At 63.0% G+C, this 15,989-nt stretch carries 14 protein-coding genes; 9 read left to right on the top strand and 5 right to left on the bottom strand.

Annotated features, from left to right (window positions below; genetic code table 11):
* Positions 1 to 3 precede the first annotated feature (3 nt).
* Entirely contained in the window at positions 4 to 3,285 is a 3,282-nt protein-coding gene (gene recC, locus R4P70_RS19835) for an exodeoxyribonuclease V subunit gamma (protein ID WP_317558051.1), read from the bottom strand.
* A gap of 97 nt (positions 3,286 to 3,382) precedes the next feature.
* Here recC and R4P70_RS19830 point away from each other — a divergent pair, with 97 nt between their 5' ends.
* The 4 genes from R4P70_RS19830 (at position 3,383) to R4P70_RS19815 (ending at position 6,998) form a co-directional block, all read left to right on the top strand.
* Positions 3,383 to 4,216 (top strand): ABC transporter ATP-binding protein, encoded by an 834-nt coding sequence (locus R4P70_RS19830; RefSeq protein ID WP_317558050.1) that lies wholly within the window; start codon positions 3,383 to 3,385, stop codon positions 4,214 to 4,216.
* Positions 4,213 to 5,043 (top strand): ABC transporter permease, encoded by an 831-nt coding sequence (locus R4P70_RS19825; protein ID WP_317558049.1) that lies wholly within the window; start codon positions 4,213 to 4,215, stop codon positions 5,041 to 5,043. Before R4P70_RS19830 ends, R4P70_RS19825 begins: the two co-directional genes overlap by 4 nt.
* On the top strand, positions 5,040 to 5,837 hold the full coding sequence (locus tag R4P70_RS19820) for an ABC transporter permease (RefSeq protein WP_317558048.1): 798 nt from the start codon (positions 5,040 to 5,042) through the stop codon (positions 5,835 to 5,837). Before R4P70_RS19825 ends, R4P70_RS19820 begins: the two co-directional genes overlap by 4 nt.
* A gap of 78 nt (positions 5,838 to 5,915) precedes the next feature.
* Positions 5,916 to 6,998 carry an ABC transporter substrate-binding protein gene (locus tag R4P70_RS19815; RefSeq protein WP_031332841.1) on the top strand — a complete coding sequence of 361 codons (1,083 nt, stop codon included), beginning with the start codon at positions 5,916 to 5,918 and terminating at the stop codon, positions 6,996 to 6,998.
* A gap of 12 nt (positions 6,999 to 7,010) precedes the next feature.
* Here R4P70_RS19815 and R4P70_RS19810 read toward each other — a convergent pair whose 3' ends face one another.
* The gene (locus R4P70_RS19810; protein ID WP_031332839.1) at positions 7,011 to 7,610 is read right to left on the bottom strand and encodes a TetR/AcrR family transcriptional regulator; all 600 of its coding nucleotides are present in this window, start codon (positions 7,608 to 7,610) and stop codon (positions 7,011 to 7,013) included.
* 118 nt (positions 7,611 to 7,728) lie between these two features.
* Here R4P70_RS19810 and R4P70_RS19805 point away from each other — a divergent pair, with 118 nt between their 5' ends.
* On the top strand, positions 7,729 to 8,673 hold the full coding sequence (locus R4P70_RS19805; protein WP_317831303.1) for an alpha/beta hydrolase family protein: 945 nt from the start codon (positions 7,729 to 7,731) through the stop codon (positions 8,671 to 8,673).
* A gap of 17 nt (positions 8,674 to 8,690) precedes the next feature.
* Here R4P70_RS19805 and R4P70_RS19800 read toward each other — a convergent pair whose 3' ends face one another.
* Complete coding sequence (locus R4P70_RS19800) at positions 8,691 to 9,047, bottom strand: hypothetical protein (RefSeq protein WP_029537545.1); 357 nt, start codon at positions 9,045 to 9,047, stop codon at positions 8,691 to 8,693.
* Between the two features lie 125 nt (positions 9,048 to 9,172).
* Between R4P70_RS19800 and R4P70_RS19795 the strand changes: the two genes are divergently transcribed.
* Entirely contained in the window at positions 9,173 to 9,607 is a 435-nt protein-coding gene (locus R4P70_RS19795; RefSeq protein ID WP_069146981.1) for a cupin domain-containing protein, read from the top strand.
* On the opposite strand, the gene R4P70_RS19790 is transcribed toward R4P70_RS19795, so the two are convergent.
* Positions 9,596 to 10,801, bottom strand: coding sequence for a cytochrome P450 (locus R4P70_RS19790; protein WP_317831300.1), 1,206 nt, complete (start codon positions 10,799 to 10,801; stop codon positions 9,596 to 9,598). The two genes, R4P70_RS19795 and R4P70_RS19790, sit on opposite strands and share 12 nt — an antisense overlap.
* Positions 10,802 to 10,940: 139 nt before the next feature.
* On the opposite strand from R4P70_RS19790, the gene R4P70_RS19785 reads away from it, so the two are divergent.
* The 3 genes from R4P70_RS19785 to R4P70_RS19775 all read left to right on the top strand — a co-directional run bounded on the left by R4P70_RS19785 (position 10,941) and on the right by R4P70_RS19775 (position 14,676).
* The gene (locus R4P70_RS19785; protein WP_069146979.1) at positions 10,941 to 11,801 is read left to right on the top strand and encodes an SDR family oxidoreductase; all 861 of its coding nucleotides are present in this window, start codon (positions 10,941 to 10,943) and stop codon (positions 11,799 to 11,801) included.
* A complete protein-coding gene (locus tag R4P70_RS19780) occupies positions 11,798 to 12,526 on the top strand; it encodes an acetoacetate decarboxylase family protein (protein WP_007734116.1) in 729 nt (242 codons plus the stop codon). Before R4P70_RS19785 ends, R4P70_RS19780 begins: the two co-directional genes overlap by 4 nt.
* A gap of 95 nt (positions 12,527 to 12,621) precedes the next feature.
* A complete protein-coding gene (locus R4P70_RS19775; protein WP_317831296.1) occupies positions 12,622 to 14,676 on the top strand; it encodes a neutral/alkaline ceramidase in 2,055 nt (684 codons plus the stop codon).
* An 81-nt stretch (positions 14,677 to 14,757) separates the two neighbouring features.
* Here the strand turns inward: R4P70_RS19775 and R4P70_RS19770 are convergent, their stop codons facing one another.
* The gene (locus R4P70_RS19770) at positions 14,758 to 15,954 is read right to left on the bottom strand and encodes an MFS transporter (protein WP_020968434.1); all 1,197 of its coding nucleotides are present in this window, start codon (positions 15,952 to 15,954) and stop codon (positions 14,758 to 14,760) included.
* Positions 15,955 to 15,989: the final 35 nt, after the last annotated feature.

The raw sequence follows: 15,989 nt of genomic DNA, 5'->3' as shown, positions 1-15,989 counted from the left end.
GGGTTACTCCGCTCTTTCGTTGGTCAGCAACGGATCCCACAGTCGTCGGGCGAGAACTCCGAATCGAGTCGGTTCCTCGGCCCAGACGAATTCGTCGTCCGACGGCGGATCCGCAGCCAACTCCGCCAGTGTTCGAGCTTCTCCGAAAACGTAAGCGTTGCTCGGATCGATCATCTCGCCGTACTGCCCGGTCCACTGGGTGTCCGCACCGTTTGTCGCATCGTCGACCGACTCGCCACCAAAGCGTCGACGCGCGTATTCGGCTGAAGTAGCGGCCCACATCGGCAACGGACGCTGCAGCCCCCGCTCGCGTAGGTCCACCAGTTGCTGCAGGATCTCGGCCGCATTGCCTGGCGCATCGAGCACCGACCGTGCCGCTGCTATCTTTCCCCGGCCCCGTCCGATGGAGACTGCATCGAGCGCACCGGGCCGTCCGTGTGCTTTCAAGGCGAGCAGGTTTATCCAGGCCGTCATTCGATGTTTAGGCGCCAGTGAGGAATACGACGCTCGCACCACTGAATTGCCGTGCACACCGGTTACCGTTCCGGTGAGACGACGCCCGTCACCGAGGTCGATGTCGACGTCGACAGCCTCGGAGTCGCCCTCGAGGTGTGGCAATGCAAGACCGGCAAGTTGGTCTACCACCCACTCGACGTTGCCCAGAACCGAGGCGCCCAGGTTGTAGGGCGGCAAAGTACCGCGGCGCCACTCGGCTGCACGGAAATCCGCCGAGCTGCGTCCAGCCAAGCGCGAGAGAAGCATCCGGTCACCCAGAGCCCAGGTGGACAGTGGATCGAGCTCGGTCGCCAGCGAATCCGCGATGTCGTCGTCGAGTTCCGGTACCCGGACGCCGAGGCGTTGGCGCAGAAAACCACGGGCGGGGTGTACGAGGAAGTTCACCAGGTCGGCAAGGTTCACTTCCTTCGGATGCACCTCGAGTAGCTTGGCCGACAAGACTGTCGGCAATTCGATCGGCGTTCCGGCAGCAGCCCTGGCACCGGCCAGCGCTGCCGTGTCGAAGCTGAACGGCTGATCCGGCGAGAAGTTTCGATTGTCGAACGACTGCAACGGGTGTCGAGTCAGCACCCCGTTGATCGCTTCCGGGCCCACAGTCGCACTGAGTACGTCGAGGAGGCCACTGAGGGGGATCGCCGGCGGTCTGACGACACCGGTGACCGGATCGGCACCGGTATACAACAGAATCAGATGCTCACCCGCAGACATCACGGCATCGAGAAGCAGTTGCCGGTCTTCACTGCGCAGATCACGCTCCCCCACAACGGGATCACGGGACAAGATGTCGTCGCCGTCGACTCCACCGGTTCGAGGGAACACCTCGTCGTCGAGCCCGATCAGAACGACCACGCGATGCGGCACCGAACGCATCGGAACCATCGTGCACACCGTCAGTTCGCCGGTTCGGAAGTTGGCACGCGTAGGTCTGCCCGCGAGGCTGCGCGAGAGCATCGCGCGAACATCGGCCAGACGTAACACCGTCTCTCCGCCGAATTCGACAGCAGCTACCAGTTCGCGGTGGGCCCCCGCACTCTGCCAGGAATCTGCGGGCGCAGTGTCGGTCAGCAGATCCAGGGCCCGCATCAGCACACGAAGCCATTCGGCCGGCGAATGTGGACCGGCAAGATCGCGAAGCGAGACTGCCAGGCGATCGACGAACTCTGCGAAACGTCCAGTCAGGTCGATGTCTGTGCCGTCCACGTCATCGAGTGGCAGCGCGAGATCCAGCCAGGCATTTTCCGATTCGTCCGCGCTGACCCCCAACAAGACTCGGTCCATGGCGGTGTTGAAGGTGTTCTGCGGAAATGCGTCGAGACCGAACGTGGCACGCTGCCGACTACCGATTCCCCAGCGAGCACCCGCTTCCGTCGTCCATTCCCGCAGTCTTTCCAATTCGTCGTCGCCCCACGAAAAACGTGTGCGGACAGGCTCGGTCGCGGCCAGGTCGAGAACCTCACTGGCTGTGGCCCGGCCGTCGGCCAATTCGAGGAGAGAGCCGAGAACGGCCAGGACAGGATTGGTCTGACGTAATCCGCGGTCTGCCAGCCTTACTCGAAGAAGATGCCCCGGGTGGCCATGGACACCTTGCCCGAATGCAGCACGAACCAAGGGTGCGTACGTTTCGACGTCCGGGCACATCACGAGTACGTCGCGTGGCTGCAATGTCGGGTCGTCCTCGAACAATCGGAGCAAGCATTCGCGGAGCACCTCGACCTGCCGTGCCGGCCCGTGGCAAGCGTGGACCTGAACTGTCCCATCCGGTTCCGCTGCAACGCTGGGAGCACGATCTGCGATGACATCGGCCTTGACCGTCGCCAGGAGGGATTTCGGGCCGGCTGGTTCGGGAAGATGCACCGACTCGAACTCGGCGGCACCGAGGCTGATCTGAAGTTCACGAACGTCGCGAGCAAGACTCGACAGCAACGGATTGGCGGATATCAGCGCTGACCCGTCTTCCGAACGTCGGATCGTGCTCTCACTTCGAGGCGGTATGCGCGAGCTCATCTTGGTCCACAGCGCGGGGCTGGGATGCGGGAGCCAGATGTGCACGTCCCGATTCGCACTGAGTGCGCTCAAGATCATTCGCTGATCGACCGGCAGCCGGGTCGGCCCGAAGACCGACAGACGTTCCGGTAGGTCGACCAAGGCCGGGTCCTCGACCAGCGCGCGGCTCACTTGCCCCAGCCGCTCTGCGGGCCCCGGAACGTCGATCTTGTCCGCGACGATGCACCACAGACGTGCCTGCCATTCGAAATCCTCCGACAGCGCCAATCCGTGTCCGTCGGTCAACCGCCCGGCGGCCCAGTCGATCAGCATCTGTGGGCGTTGCGCGGCATAACTGCGGAAGAGTTCGGTGACATGTGTGGCGGAGGCAAACCGTCGACCTTCACGATGGCCTTCGAGATGTTTCGCCAGGACTCCGCACCAGGGCTCGCCGAGGGACTCGTCGATCACGTCGAGAACCGTCCACACCAATCGAGTCGGCGACCATGGGTCGTCGTCAGCCGTGATTCCACTGACCGCGGCCACGGACTCCGCGACCAGGCGCGCGGGTGAAGGAAACGCGATGTTCGCAGAAATTCCGTCCACTGCTGACGGTCCGGACGTGCCTAGCTGGGAGGACAGCCGCTGATTGAGCCAACGCTCGACGCCCTTGGCCGGCACCGCAACAGTTTCCCGGGCGAATGGATCCGACAGCGGTGTACGGAGGAGCGTGGCCAACGCCGAGACCAAGGTGTCCGAACGCTCGGCCCGGTACAACTTCAGCAATCTTCGCTCCCCTCACTCCGTCCAGACCTCCATCTCACCACGGCGCTGTGACAGGAGACGCCGAACCAGCCTCACGCAGCGGTGACGCGCAGGCAACATGACCGCAACCGCACGTTCGTACTGTGCGGGAATGACCAGTCCCGTCACCACACCTCGCCCCGCTGGAACCGGTCTCGACATCTCCGGCCTCGGCAAGACCTTCGAGATGGGTCGTCGGTCGGTGACCGCGCTGACCGACGTGTCCCTTCAAACCAGCGAAGGCTCCTTTCTGTCTCTGCTCGGGCCGTCCGGATGCGGGAAGTCCACCGTTCTCCGCATCCTTGCGGGCCTCGATACTCCGACGTCGGGAACAGCACTTGTCAACGGACAGTCTCCGGCCGAGTTACGCAAGCGCCGCGAACTCGGAATCGCCTTCCAGGATTCGGCTTTGCTGCCGTGGCGGACGGTGACCTCCAACATCAAACTGCCGCTGCAGGTTGCCGGCATCGATCCCGACCCCGACCAGATCGCCGACCTGATCGCTCTCGTCGGCCTCGAAGGATTCGAGAAGGCCAAGCCCGCTCAATTGTCCGGCGGTATGCGTCAGCGCGTGTCGATCGCACGATCGCTCGTGGTCAAGCCGAGTGTCCTGCTACTCGACGAACCCTTCGGCGCACTGGACGACATGACCCGCCAACGGCTCAACATCGAATTGCTCAGGATCTGGACCGAGAAACCGGCGACCACGTTGATGGTGACTCACGGAATCGCCGAAGCCGTGTTCCTCTCCGACGTCGTTGCCGTCATGACGCCGAGGCCCGGACGCGTCCTCGAAGTCGTGCCGATCGACCTGCCGCGCCCGCGTACTCCCGAGATGATGCGTACACCCGAGTTCCACGAGATCCACGACTACCTCTCCGGACTGCTCTTCGGAAAAGCAGGCGTCGCATGACAATTACCGATATCGAGAACGTCGCGACCGCGGCGGCGCAGCAATCTGTACCGCGCCGGATCCGATTGAAGCGTCCAACGTGGTTCGGCGGTGCAGTCGGCATCTGCGGACTGATCGCTCTCTGGTGGATTCTGGCGGCGGCCGGTGTTGCGGGAGGCACGATTCCGACGCCGTGGGTGGTTGTCTCGACGATGTTCGACGACGGTTGGTCGCTGTACGGACCCAATTTCACCGTCACGGCTTCCGGTGCGCTGCAGGGCTTTCTCTGGGGAAATCTGCTGGCGATCACGCTTGCCGTGCTTGTCGTCCTCATTCCGCCCATCGAGGGATTGGCCACACAATTGGCGATCCTGAGCTACTGCACACCGCTGTTGGCGCTTGGCCCAATCATCCTGGTCGTCTTCGGCGGCCGGACCCCCACAATCTTTCTCGCCGCGATGTACTGCTTCTTCACCACGATGGTCGGCACCCTCGCTGGCCTGAGATCGGCAGACAAGACGAGCCTCGATCTCGTTGCCGCCTACGGCGGTGGGCGTTGGCAGAAGTTCACCAAAGTTCAACTGGTGAGCGCACTTCCGAGTACCTTTGCCGCCCTCAAGATTGCTGCACCCTCGGCTGTACTCGGTGCCATCCTCGGAGAGTATCTCGGCGGGGTGGACAGCGGGATCGGCGTCGCACTCACGGCCGCTCAGACGTCGTACAACGTCCCGCGAACGTGGGGAATGGCCATCGCCGCCGCCTTGCTCGCCGGCCTGGGATACGCCGTCGTCGCAGCGATCGCCCGGCTCGTCACCCCGTGGACGAGCGCTCCGGGAGCACAGAAATGACCGCGGCACGAGGAACATTGAGATTCCTCGCTCCGATTGCCATCGCCTCGGCGCTGTTGCTTGTCATCTGGGTGGTCTTCCTCAACACCTTCCCCCAGGTCGGCCCGCGTGTGGGAAAGACGCCGGCCGACGTCTGGGAGTACCTGTTCTCCGGTCCTAAGTCCGCCGACGCTCGTTCGGGCATCATCGACAACCTGTTCATCACTCTGCGCGACGCCGGTGTCGGCTTTGCCGTCGGAATGACTGCCGCGCTCGTGGTGGCATCGATCTTCGTCGTTTCCCGCACTGTCGAACAGACTTTCATGCCCGTTGCAATGCTTCTACGATCTGTTCCTCTCGTTGCGATGACCCCGATCATCGTCCTGATATTCGGCCGCGGAATCGTGGGTGTGACGGTCATGGTTGCGATAGTGGTGTTCTTCCCAGCCCTCGTCATGATCATGGTCGGTCTACGTGCCGCTCCGGCTCAGGCACAAGACCTCATAGCTGCGTACGGTGGGAGTCGTTGGACCGCATTGCGAATGGTGTCCGTACCGTCCGCACTTCCGGCGGTGTTCGCCGCCGCTAGGGTGTCAGTGCCCGGCGCTTTGATCGGAGCACTGATCGGCGAATGGCTCGGTAGCGGTCAAGGCTTGGGTTCGAGCATGATCAAAGCCATTCCGCGCTACCAGTACAACGAATTGTGGGCATCTATCGTGGTGATCACCGTGGTGTCGATCGTCCTCTACGCCGTGGTCGGGATCTTCGAAAGCATCGCTCTGTCTCGCTTCGGTCCTTCGGCGGGCAAGTCGTGACATCTGTTAACACGACCTCAACAAACTCTCTCTCCCAAGCAAACTGAACGAAACCGACTGGCCCTAGTGTTCCGATTCATGACGCCATTCAAGCCCGTCCGCCAGCTGGACCGCAGGGCCTTCTTCCGCTACTCCGCGCTGACCGGCATCGCAGTCGCCGGTAGTGCGTCATTGCTCGCGTGTAGCAGTGACTCCAGCAGTTCGAGTGGCGGAACCACGGACGACGGTTCCGAATTCGGAACAGTTGCAGTGCAGTTGTCCTGGATCAAGAACATCGAGTTCGCCGGTGAGTACTTCGCTCTCGACAAGGGGTACTACAAGGATGCCGGGTTCGGGAATGTAGACCTGGTGGCAGGTGGCGCAGCCGGTACCGGCGTCGAAGCCGGCTTGGACACCGGCAAGGTGTGGATCGGAATGTCCGCACCGCAGCTCACAGCCCCCGCTGTGCTCGACGGACTGGAGGCAAAGATCGTCGGGGCGACGTTCCAGAAGAATCCGTTTGCGATTGTCAGTTCCGCTGCGGCACCGATCAACTCACCACAGGACATGATCGGCAAGAAGATCGGCGTCCAGGATTCCAATCAGCTCGTCTTCGGAGCTCTCCTGGCAGCAAACGGCCTGACCGAAAGCCAGATGACGATCGTGCCCGCGCAGTTCGATCCGAGCCCCTTGGCGAACGGCGAGGTGGACGGCTGGGTCTCCTACGTGACCAACGAGCCGATCACACTGGCCGCCAAAGGTTTCCCCAACGCCCACTTCCTCTTCGCGGACTACAACCTGCCGTTGGTCGCCGAATCGTTCACGGTTCTCCAGTCCACCATCGACAACGAGAGGGACAAGCTCAAGGCATTCCTGAAGGCCGAGATCCAGGGTTGGAAGGACGCGGTCGCCGATCCGGCAGAGTCGGCACGGCTTGCCGTCGAGGTCTACGGCAAGGACCAGAACCTCGAACTCGAAGAGCAGATCAAGGAAGCCACCGCACAGAACGATCTGGTGGTGTCGGCAGATACCAAAGCCAACGGGTTGTTCACGATGACACCCCAACTGATCGAACAGAACATCGCGGCACTGTCGAAAGCGGGGCTGGAGATTACGGCGGAGCAACTGTTCGACATGTCGATCCTCGAAGAGGTGTACGCCGAGAATCCGGAGTTGATCTGACTGAGCCGAGCGTCAGCGAACCTCTCGCGCGAGTACGCCCGAGATGAATAGTTGTACAAGGACCTCGGCCTTGTACCGGTCATCGGACCCAGCACCGATACAAAGGTTCCCGATGCCTTTGAGCACGTTGTACGCATCGACCCGCGAAGCAGTGCCAACGGACTCGAGCGCTGCCGCGAGGAGGGAGTCACATACCGGGACGAGGCGGTCGACGAAGTAGGTATGCAGAGCGTCGGACCCGGCGCTGTCTCCTTGCAGCGCACCGGCGAGCCCATGCTTGGTTACCAGGAACTCCACGAACAAAGCCACCCATGCCCGCAAAGCCGCCTCGGGCGTTGCACTCTCCGCGAGCATCTGTGGGCCCGCGTCCGCACACGCCTCGACTTGGTGTCGGTATACGGCGACCACCAACTCGGGACGCGTCGGGAAGTGGCGGTAGATCGTCCCCATGCCGACGCCGGCCTTCGCCGCAATCTCCCGCACCGGAGCATCGACTCCGGACTCTACGAACACTGCTGCCGCCGCGTCGAGCAGCGCCTGCTCGCTTCGACGTGGGCGACCGACTTGCTTGGGAGAGGCGACGCGCGACTGCTCGTCCTGGGCATCAGCCATGTGCACTCCTCGCTGACTCACAACATATGTTTGCATTACGGAACACCGCTCCGTAATGTTGCGGAACGACGCTCCGATAAACAGTATCGCAGGGTGCAGCCTCAGCAAGGAACTTGCCATGACCTCATCAATGATCGACACTCTGAACGGCATCATCGGCGCCGGCACCCCGGTCGTCTCCGTTGCCCCCGTCGAGTTGTTCGCCCCCGATCGACCTGTCCCGCTGGAAGTACGTGTGTCTGCTCCGGCAGCAGGCACGAACCTCCCCGTTGTGGTGTTCTCCCACGGCAACGGCTGGAACCTCGATGGATACTCGCCACTCACGGCATTCTGGGCATCCCACGGATTCGTGGTGATCCAGCCGACACATCTGGACTCGCGCCGGAACGGTTTCGGGTTCGACCACCCGGTTTTCCCGACGATCTGGACCGAGAGGATCGCGGATCTCACACGCATCCTTGATCAGCTCGACACCATCGAATTTGCCGTGCCCGGACTTGCCGGCCGCATCGACCGCAGTCGAGTTGCCGCCACTGGTCACTCCTGGGGCGGGCAAACCGCTCAGTCGCTCCTCGGAGCAAGGGTCTTCGACGAGGCCGGCCAGGTCGGCCAGGACATGTCCGACAGCCGCGTCACCGCGGGAATCCTGTTCGCAGCAACCGGTCTCGGCGGCGAGAACCTGCATCCGTTCGCGCAGGCGAACTTCCCGTTCATGCGCCCCTCGTTCCAGGAACTGACGACGCCGACACTCGTCGTCGCGGGCGACCACGACCAGTCCAAGATGTCCAGCCGCGGACCTGACTGGTTCACCGACGCCTACACGCACAGCCCAGGAGCCACCGACCTCCTGACCTTCTACGGTGCCGAGCACGCACTCGGCGGAATCGTCGGATACGAAGTCGCCGAGACCACTGACGAAAACCCAGAGCGGGTCGCCGCCATCCAACGGATGAGTACTGCCTACCTTCGGACCGCGTTGCGCATCGATGAGACCAGCTGGCCAGCGGCCCAGGCCGCATTCAGCGACAACGCCGACCCGATCGGCCGAGTCGACACCAAGTAATGCGGCAGTGATCCAACTTATTGGCCGAAGTTGAACCTGAGATTCGCATTGATCAATGTATTGAGCCGCTTTCGCATCCTGACAACGTCCGACTCGGACGGTATCGGATCTTCGAGGAAGAGCGTCCAACGCAGCATCGTGCCGTTTCCGACCGCCTCGATGTCGAATCGGATGACGGCGTCGGGGCGGTCCGGCCAGATCGACGACCAGATCACCAGCTCCGGTTCTTCAGCCCTGACGATCTCCGGTGCGATCTCGCTCTCGAGCAGTTCCAACCAGTGCCGGGCGGGCTGGCGGTACGGATCGATCAATGCCTCGAACATGAAGCGCGCAGGCGGCGGCTGGCTCCGGCGCCTCGTCGCGACTTGCTGCATGGCACGAGCGTAACCGCCTCTCAAGGGCATACCTCTGCCTTCGCAGTGCTGGATCCTCGAAAACTGGGATAAACCGGGCATCGACGGAGGACACTCAGGAGCACATCCGTCTGGGAGGGCCGCTCATGCGTAAACGCCATCAGGTTCTGCTTGCAGTGTCCGCAGCGATCGGGCTGTCTCTGACGCCGATCAATGCGTCGGCGACACCGAGCACGGGAGTACACGGTGAAATTCTCGGGCAGGTGACTTTCGACGGCAAGGACTACATCCTGCGTCAGATCACCATCGACCCCGGCGGTTCCACCGGTTGGCACTTCCACGACGGGACGCTCTACGCACTGATCGCGCAGGGCACGTTGAGCCACTACCGATCCGATTGCTCCGTCGACGGGATCTACAGCGCCGGAAATACTTTGATCGAACCGAGCGGTTCAGATCATGTGCACATCGGAAACAACTCGCAGACAACACCATTGGTACTCGCGGTCGTCTACGTCAATCCGGCGGGCAGCCCCCTCTCCGAAGATGCTGCGCCTCCCAACTGCCAACTACCCGGCTGACGGCGCCGAAGCGGTAAACCGCACCGGCATCGATTCGAGACCGGACACGAAGTTGGCGGCACGCCGCTGCAACGGCGCGTCGGTGGCAAGTGCCATTCCCGGCAGCCTGGCGAAGAGTTGCTCGAACATGATCCGTCCCTCGAGCCTGGCCAGCTGATTACCCAGACAGAAATGCGTTCCGAAGCCGAAGGCCACGTGTGGATTCGGTGTGCGGCCGATATCGAACCGTTCGGCGTTCAGGAACACGGACTCGTCGAAATTCGCCGATTCGAAGAGCAGCAGCATCTTCTCACCTGCCTTCAACTGCGCACCGAAGAAATCGGTATCACGGGTCAGGGTTCGAGCCATGTTCTTGATCGGCGAGGACCACCGCAACATCTCCTCCATTGCCAAGGGAATGGCATCGGGATCGTCGGCCAGCGCTCGATGCTGGTCCGGATGGCGCAGCAGCTGCTCCATGCCGCCGCTCAGGACGTGCCGTGTGGTCTCGTCACCGCCGATGAGTATCAGTAGGGACTCGTTGACGATTTCCTGATCGGAGAGGGCCTCGCCGTCAACCGCGCTGTGAATCAATGTGCTCACCAAATCGTCGGCCGGCTCGCTCCTCCGCTCGGCAATGGTTCGCATCATGTACGCGGTGAAGTCGACATACGCAGCCATCATGGCCTGCAGTTGCTCCTGGGAAGCGTTGCTTCCCAATGCCTTCACCAGATCATCCGACCACCGCAGAAACAACGCGCGTTCCTCGGGACGGACACCCAACATGTCGCCGATGACGGCCATGGGAAGTGGTGCGGCCAGGTCTGCGACGAAGTCGGCTTCTCCTTTCTCACAGACGGCGTCGATCAGTTGATCGCAGATCTCCCGGATACGGCCGGCCTTGGCTTCGACCTTCTTACGTGTGAAACCCGCGTTGACCAAGCGTCGACGCGTGAGGTGCTGCGGGTCGTCCATGTCGACCATCTGCGGCAACGGACCCGTTTCGGGACGGATGCCGCCGGCGTTGGAGAACAGTTCGGGATCCCGCTCGGCTGCGACGACGGCGTCGTAGCTCGCGGCCGCGGTGATTCCGTTGGCGTCGTCTCGGTACACGGGCTCGTGATCACGCATCCAGGCGTACGCGTCGCGCACATTCCCGAGGTCTCCGCTGTAGAAGCGTCCGTCGATCAAATCGAAGGTCGGTCTGGTAGCCATCACTCCACCTCTCGCACAACCCTTGCCTCAATAAGTAGAACCTGTTCCTATATAGCGTGGGGCGTTTTCACCGAAGCCGAACCGGAAAACCTCCAGAATCAGCACGCGAGCCCGCCGGAGCAACGACCAGGAGACACGCATGGACGACGACACCGCCTCAGCGGGCATACCCACTTTCGCCGGCACATCGATACTGGTGACCGGCGGCGGTAGTGGCATCGGCCTGGGCATCGCTCGTTCGCTGGTTGCGTCTGGCGCTCACGTCACGATCTGCGGACGCAACAAGGAGAAACTCGAAGCTGCCGCCGAATCGATCCGTCAGTCGAGTCCGGAAGGATCGGTCAGCGTCTCCCCTACCGACGTCACGATCGAGGCAGACGTCGTCGCCGCTGTCGCCGCGGCGGTCTCCGTCACCGGAAAGCTCGACGGAGTGGTGGCCTGCGCCGGCGGGAACGAAACCATCGCCCCGGTCACGCAACTCGACGTCGACGCGTGGCGCCGCACCGTCGACCTCAACGTCACGGGGACCATGCTGACGATCAAGCACGGCGCTCGGGCACTGGTGGCAGGCGGCGGTGGATCCATCGTCGCGATCTCGTCGATCGCCAGCAGCAACACACATCGCTGGTTCGGCGCGTACGGCGTCTCGAAATCCGGCGTCGACCACCTGGTGCAATTGGCGGCAGACGAACTGGGCGCCAGCAACATTCGTGTCAACGCGATCCGCCCAGGGCTGACCCGAACGGATCTGGTCGCGCTCATCACCGACGGTGGCCCGATCCTGGACGACTACCTGGCCAACACGCCGCTCGAACGCGTCGGCGAGGTCGAGGACGTCGCCGGACTCGCTTCCTTCCTACTCGGACCGCAATCCACCTGGATCACCGGGCAGATCATCAACGTCGACGGAGGCCAAATGCTGCGCCGCGGACCGGATTTCCGTTCGATGCTCGAACCCGTCTACGGATCCGACGGACTCCGCGGGGTGGTCGCGCCATGAGCTACACGATTCTGGGCAAGAAGGTCGAGATGCCCGTCGAAGTTCGCACCGCGTCGGCCTTCATGGCGTTGTACTCGGTACCCAGCGCAACGGCGCAGTCGATCATCGATTACACCGGCTTGACCGTGCTCCAGTACCGTCCCGGCCGGGCGCTGTGCGGCCTGGTTTTTGTCGACTACATCGATGGGGATCTGGGGCCGTACAACGAATTCGGGGTGACGTACATGGTGCGTAGCCACACTGCGCCTCCCGAAACCTCGGTGCTGGGAGATCTACGTTCGCTCGCTGCCGGAACTGCAGGGGCACTCATTCACGAGTTGCCGGTGGACGGAGAGTTCACCAAGGCCGCCGGCCGGGAAATCTGGGGATTCCCGAAGGTGCTCGCCGAGTTCGACACCGAGCACGTCGGCTCGGTCAAGCGCGGATCCGTCTCGCGCGACGGCAAACTCATCACACAGTTGAGTGTGAAGTCCGGCGTCAGCGTGCCTGGCGGCGGAGCCAACATGTCGTTGGCCGCGTACTCGCATCTCGACGGCGCAACCAGGTGCACGTCGTGGGACATGGCGCCGACCGGCGTCAAATCGCGCCCTGGTGGAGCAGAGGTTCAGCTGGGTAGTCACCCGATGGCGGCGGAGCTTCGGAAACTGGGACTCCCCCGCCGGGCCCTGATGACCACGACCATCAAAAACCTGGCGATGACGTTCGGGGAGGCGACAACGATCTGAGTGTCAGCCGACGGCACCCCTTTCGGTCACGTGTGACTCGGGCTACACTCCTGGACGGTTGACCAACTCGCGTCAGACCGCCCGAAAGGACACTCGTGCAGATCACCCGACGCACCGTACTGGCAGGCGCTGCCGCCGCACCTGCGCTCGCCGCTCTGTCGACGAACCAGGCCGTCGCAGCTTCGCCGGCACGCACCGTTTCACCCGCACGTACCGACAAGTCGTCGTCGTTGCAGGTGGGCGTCGGGATCTCCGATGTGACCGGACCGGTCGCCGAGGTCGGCATGATGGGCTACTCGAGCTTCGACCAACGCGCCGAAGGACTGCACCAGCGAATGCGCGCACGCGCCTTCATCTTCGAGTCCGGCGGGTCACGGGTCGCCTACGTGTGCGTCGACAACTGCATGATCTTCCAGTCCGTTCACGACGAGGTCCTACGCCGGCTGGCTGGGAAATTCGGCGACATCTACACCGAACGCAACGTCATGTTGACGGCCATCCATTCACACGCGGCATGTGGCGGGGCCTCGCACAACTACGCGTACAACCTCGCAGTTCTCGGCGTCGAACTGCAGGTGTTCGAAGCCGAGGTCAACGGCATGGTCGAGGCGATCAGCGCTGCCCACGAGAACCTGGCGCCGGGCTCCGTCCGTTTCGGGCGGTCCGATCTCACCGATGCCAGCGTCAACCGATCACGAGTGGCGTTCGACCTCAACCCCGAAGAGGACAAGGCCTACTACCCCGGTGGCAACGATCACCACATGCGTGTCATGCGGATCAGTCGGGGCAGCAAGGACATCGGGGCGATCAACTGGTTCGCCACCCACTGCGCCTCGCTCACGAACGAGAACCATCTCATCTCCGGGGACAACAAGGGCGCCGCGGCGTACTTCTGGGAGCACGACGACCGGGGTGTGCGCTACCTCGACGGCGACACCAGCTTCATTGCCGCTTTTCCGCAGACCAACAGCGGCGACATGTCACCGAACCTCTTCCTCGAGCCCGGACGCGGACCGACCGAGGACGAATTCGAGAATGCACGCATCATCGGGCTGCGCCAGGTTGCGGCGGCTCAAACTGCCTTCGATTCGGCCTCCGAAACCGTCACTGGTGGTGTCGACAGTCGGATCATGTACCTGGACATGGCAAATCAGGTGGTGAGCGGAAGATTCACCCCGGACGGGCGCGAGCACCGCACTGCTCCGGCAGCGATCGGTGCGGCAATGAGCGCCGGAAGCGTCGAGGACGGGCCGGCAATTCCGATCTTCCCCGAAGGCACCCGAAACCCCATGATCGACGCCTTGGGCGGCATGGATGCTCCTGTGCCTCAATGGCTTCAAGATGCACAGGCACCCAAGCTCGTAGTCGTTCCGGTCGGCCTGTTGCCACCGGGCGGATGGGTGCCGAACGTACTGAAGATCCAGATCCTGCGGATCGGCCAGTTCTACATCGTCGGTGGCCCTGCGGAATTCACCATCGTCTCCGGATTACGCGTGCGTCGAACCGTCGCCGAGGAGCTTGGAGTTCCCCTCGAGAACGTCATCTTCCAGGGCTACGCGAACTCGTACTCGAGCTACTGCACCACGCCACAGGAATACGATTCGCAGCAGTACGAGGGCGGCTCGACGATGTTCGGCCGTTACACACTGCCGGCCTATCAACAGGGGTACGCCGCCCTCGCAGCCGCGATGCGCGACGGCACCGAACCTCCTCGCGGCCCCGCGCCGGCCGACCTGTCCGGGTTCCAACCCAGCTTCGGACCTGGCGTCGACTTCGACGAGCCCTTGCCGGGAACACAATTCGGCGATGCGACCGTCCAGCCCGGCGACGGCTCACCGGGTGCACAGGTTGCCGTCGAGTTCGTCACCGGCCACCCCAAGAACGACACTCACCGAAACGAGACCTTCTACGAGATCCAGCGAAATACCGGCGGATCCTGGACACGGGTCGCCGACGACAACGACTGGTCCACCAAACTGCACTGGCGCCGGGTCGGGAGCAACGGTTCCGTCGTTCGCATCACGTGGGATGTTCCGGCCGATACTCCGGCGGGTACGTATCGAGTCCAACACTTCGGTGCGTCGAAGGCTCGGGGTAGCGGCGCGATTTCGCCGTTCTCCGGGGTGACCGCCGAATTCCGCCTCACCTGACCCGCGTGAACGTATCGCTCCCCTTGTTGGACAAGGGGAGCGATACGTTCACGCGATGGGATCAGAGCGCAGTGGTCAGGTTCAGGCGGCGGTCGGGTGCAGCGAGGTGCTCGACGTCGACTGCTCTGACGCTGCCGGGCGGTCGATCTTCGCCGCGACGATCAGGACCAGCAGACCTGCGACGGTGACCGCCGCCCCCATCCAGATCGGGGAGGTGAAGCCGAGTCCCGCGGCGATGGTGATTCCGCCCAGCCATGCCCCGAGTGCGTTGCCGACGTTGAAGGCGGCGATGTTGGCACCCGACGCCATGGTCGGTGCGGCCGACGCGTAGTTCATGATCCGCATCTGCAGGCCGGGGACCGTCGCAAAACCGAAGGCGCCCATGAAGAACAGTGAGATCACGGTCATGACCTTGCTCTCCGCGGTGGCGGCGAACACGATCAGAACGACGGTCAGAATCGCGAGAATCCAGACCAGTGCCTTCGTCAGCGAGCGGTCGGCCGCCTTGGCGCCCAGGAAGTTACCGACGAACAGGCCCGAGCCGAAGAGGATGAGCAGCCACGGAACGCTGGACGTCGCGAAGCCGGTGACCTCGGTGAGGGTGAAGGCGATGTAGGTGAAGGCTCCGAACATTCCGCCGTAGCCGAGGATGGTGATGGCGATCGAGAGCCATACCTGCTTGTTGCGGAATGCCCCCAACTCTCCGCGCAATCCGCCACCGGTCGTGCTGGCGGGCGTCGTCGGGACGAGTGCTGCAATTCCGATCAGGGCGATGACGCCGATGACGGTGATGGCCCAGAAGGTCGAGCGCCATCCGAGTTGCTGGCCCAGCAGAGTGCCGAACGGAACGCCGAGAACGTTGGCGATGGTCAGGCCCGCGAACATCATCGCGATGGCGCCGGCGCGCTTGTTGGGCGCCACCATGTCGGCGGCAACCACCGAACCGATCCCGAAGAACGCACCGTGGCACAGTGCCGCGACGATGCGTCCGCCCATCATGACCTCGTAGGAGGGCGCGAGCGCAGACATCAGGTTGCCGATGATGAACAGCACCATGAGCGAGAGAAGGACCTTCTTGCGCTCGAAGCGGGTGACGGCAGCGGTCAGGAGGATCGCGCCGATCGCCACCGACAGTGCGTAGCCCGAGATCAGGTAGCCCGCGACGGACTCGGTGACCTCGAAATCAGCCGAGACCTCGGGCAGGAGGCCCATGATGACAAATTCGGTGAGGCCGATCCCGAACCCGCCCATAGCGAGGGCAATGAGACCCAATGGCATCTCGATGTTCCTTTCACAGATTTACGCGTAAGCCG

The sequence above is a fragment of the Rhodococcus sp. IEGM 1241 genome (genome assembly GCF_033142365.1).
GTDB lineage: Bacteria > Actinomycetota > Actinomycetes > Mycobacteriales > Mycobacteriaceae > Rhodococcus_F > Rhodococcus_F erythropolis.
This window is presented reverse-complemented; position numbering and strand designations above follow the sequence as displayed.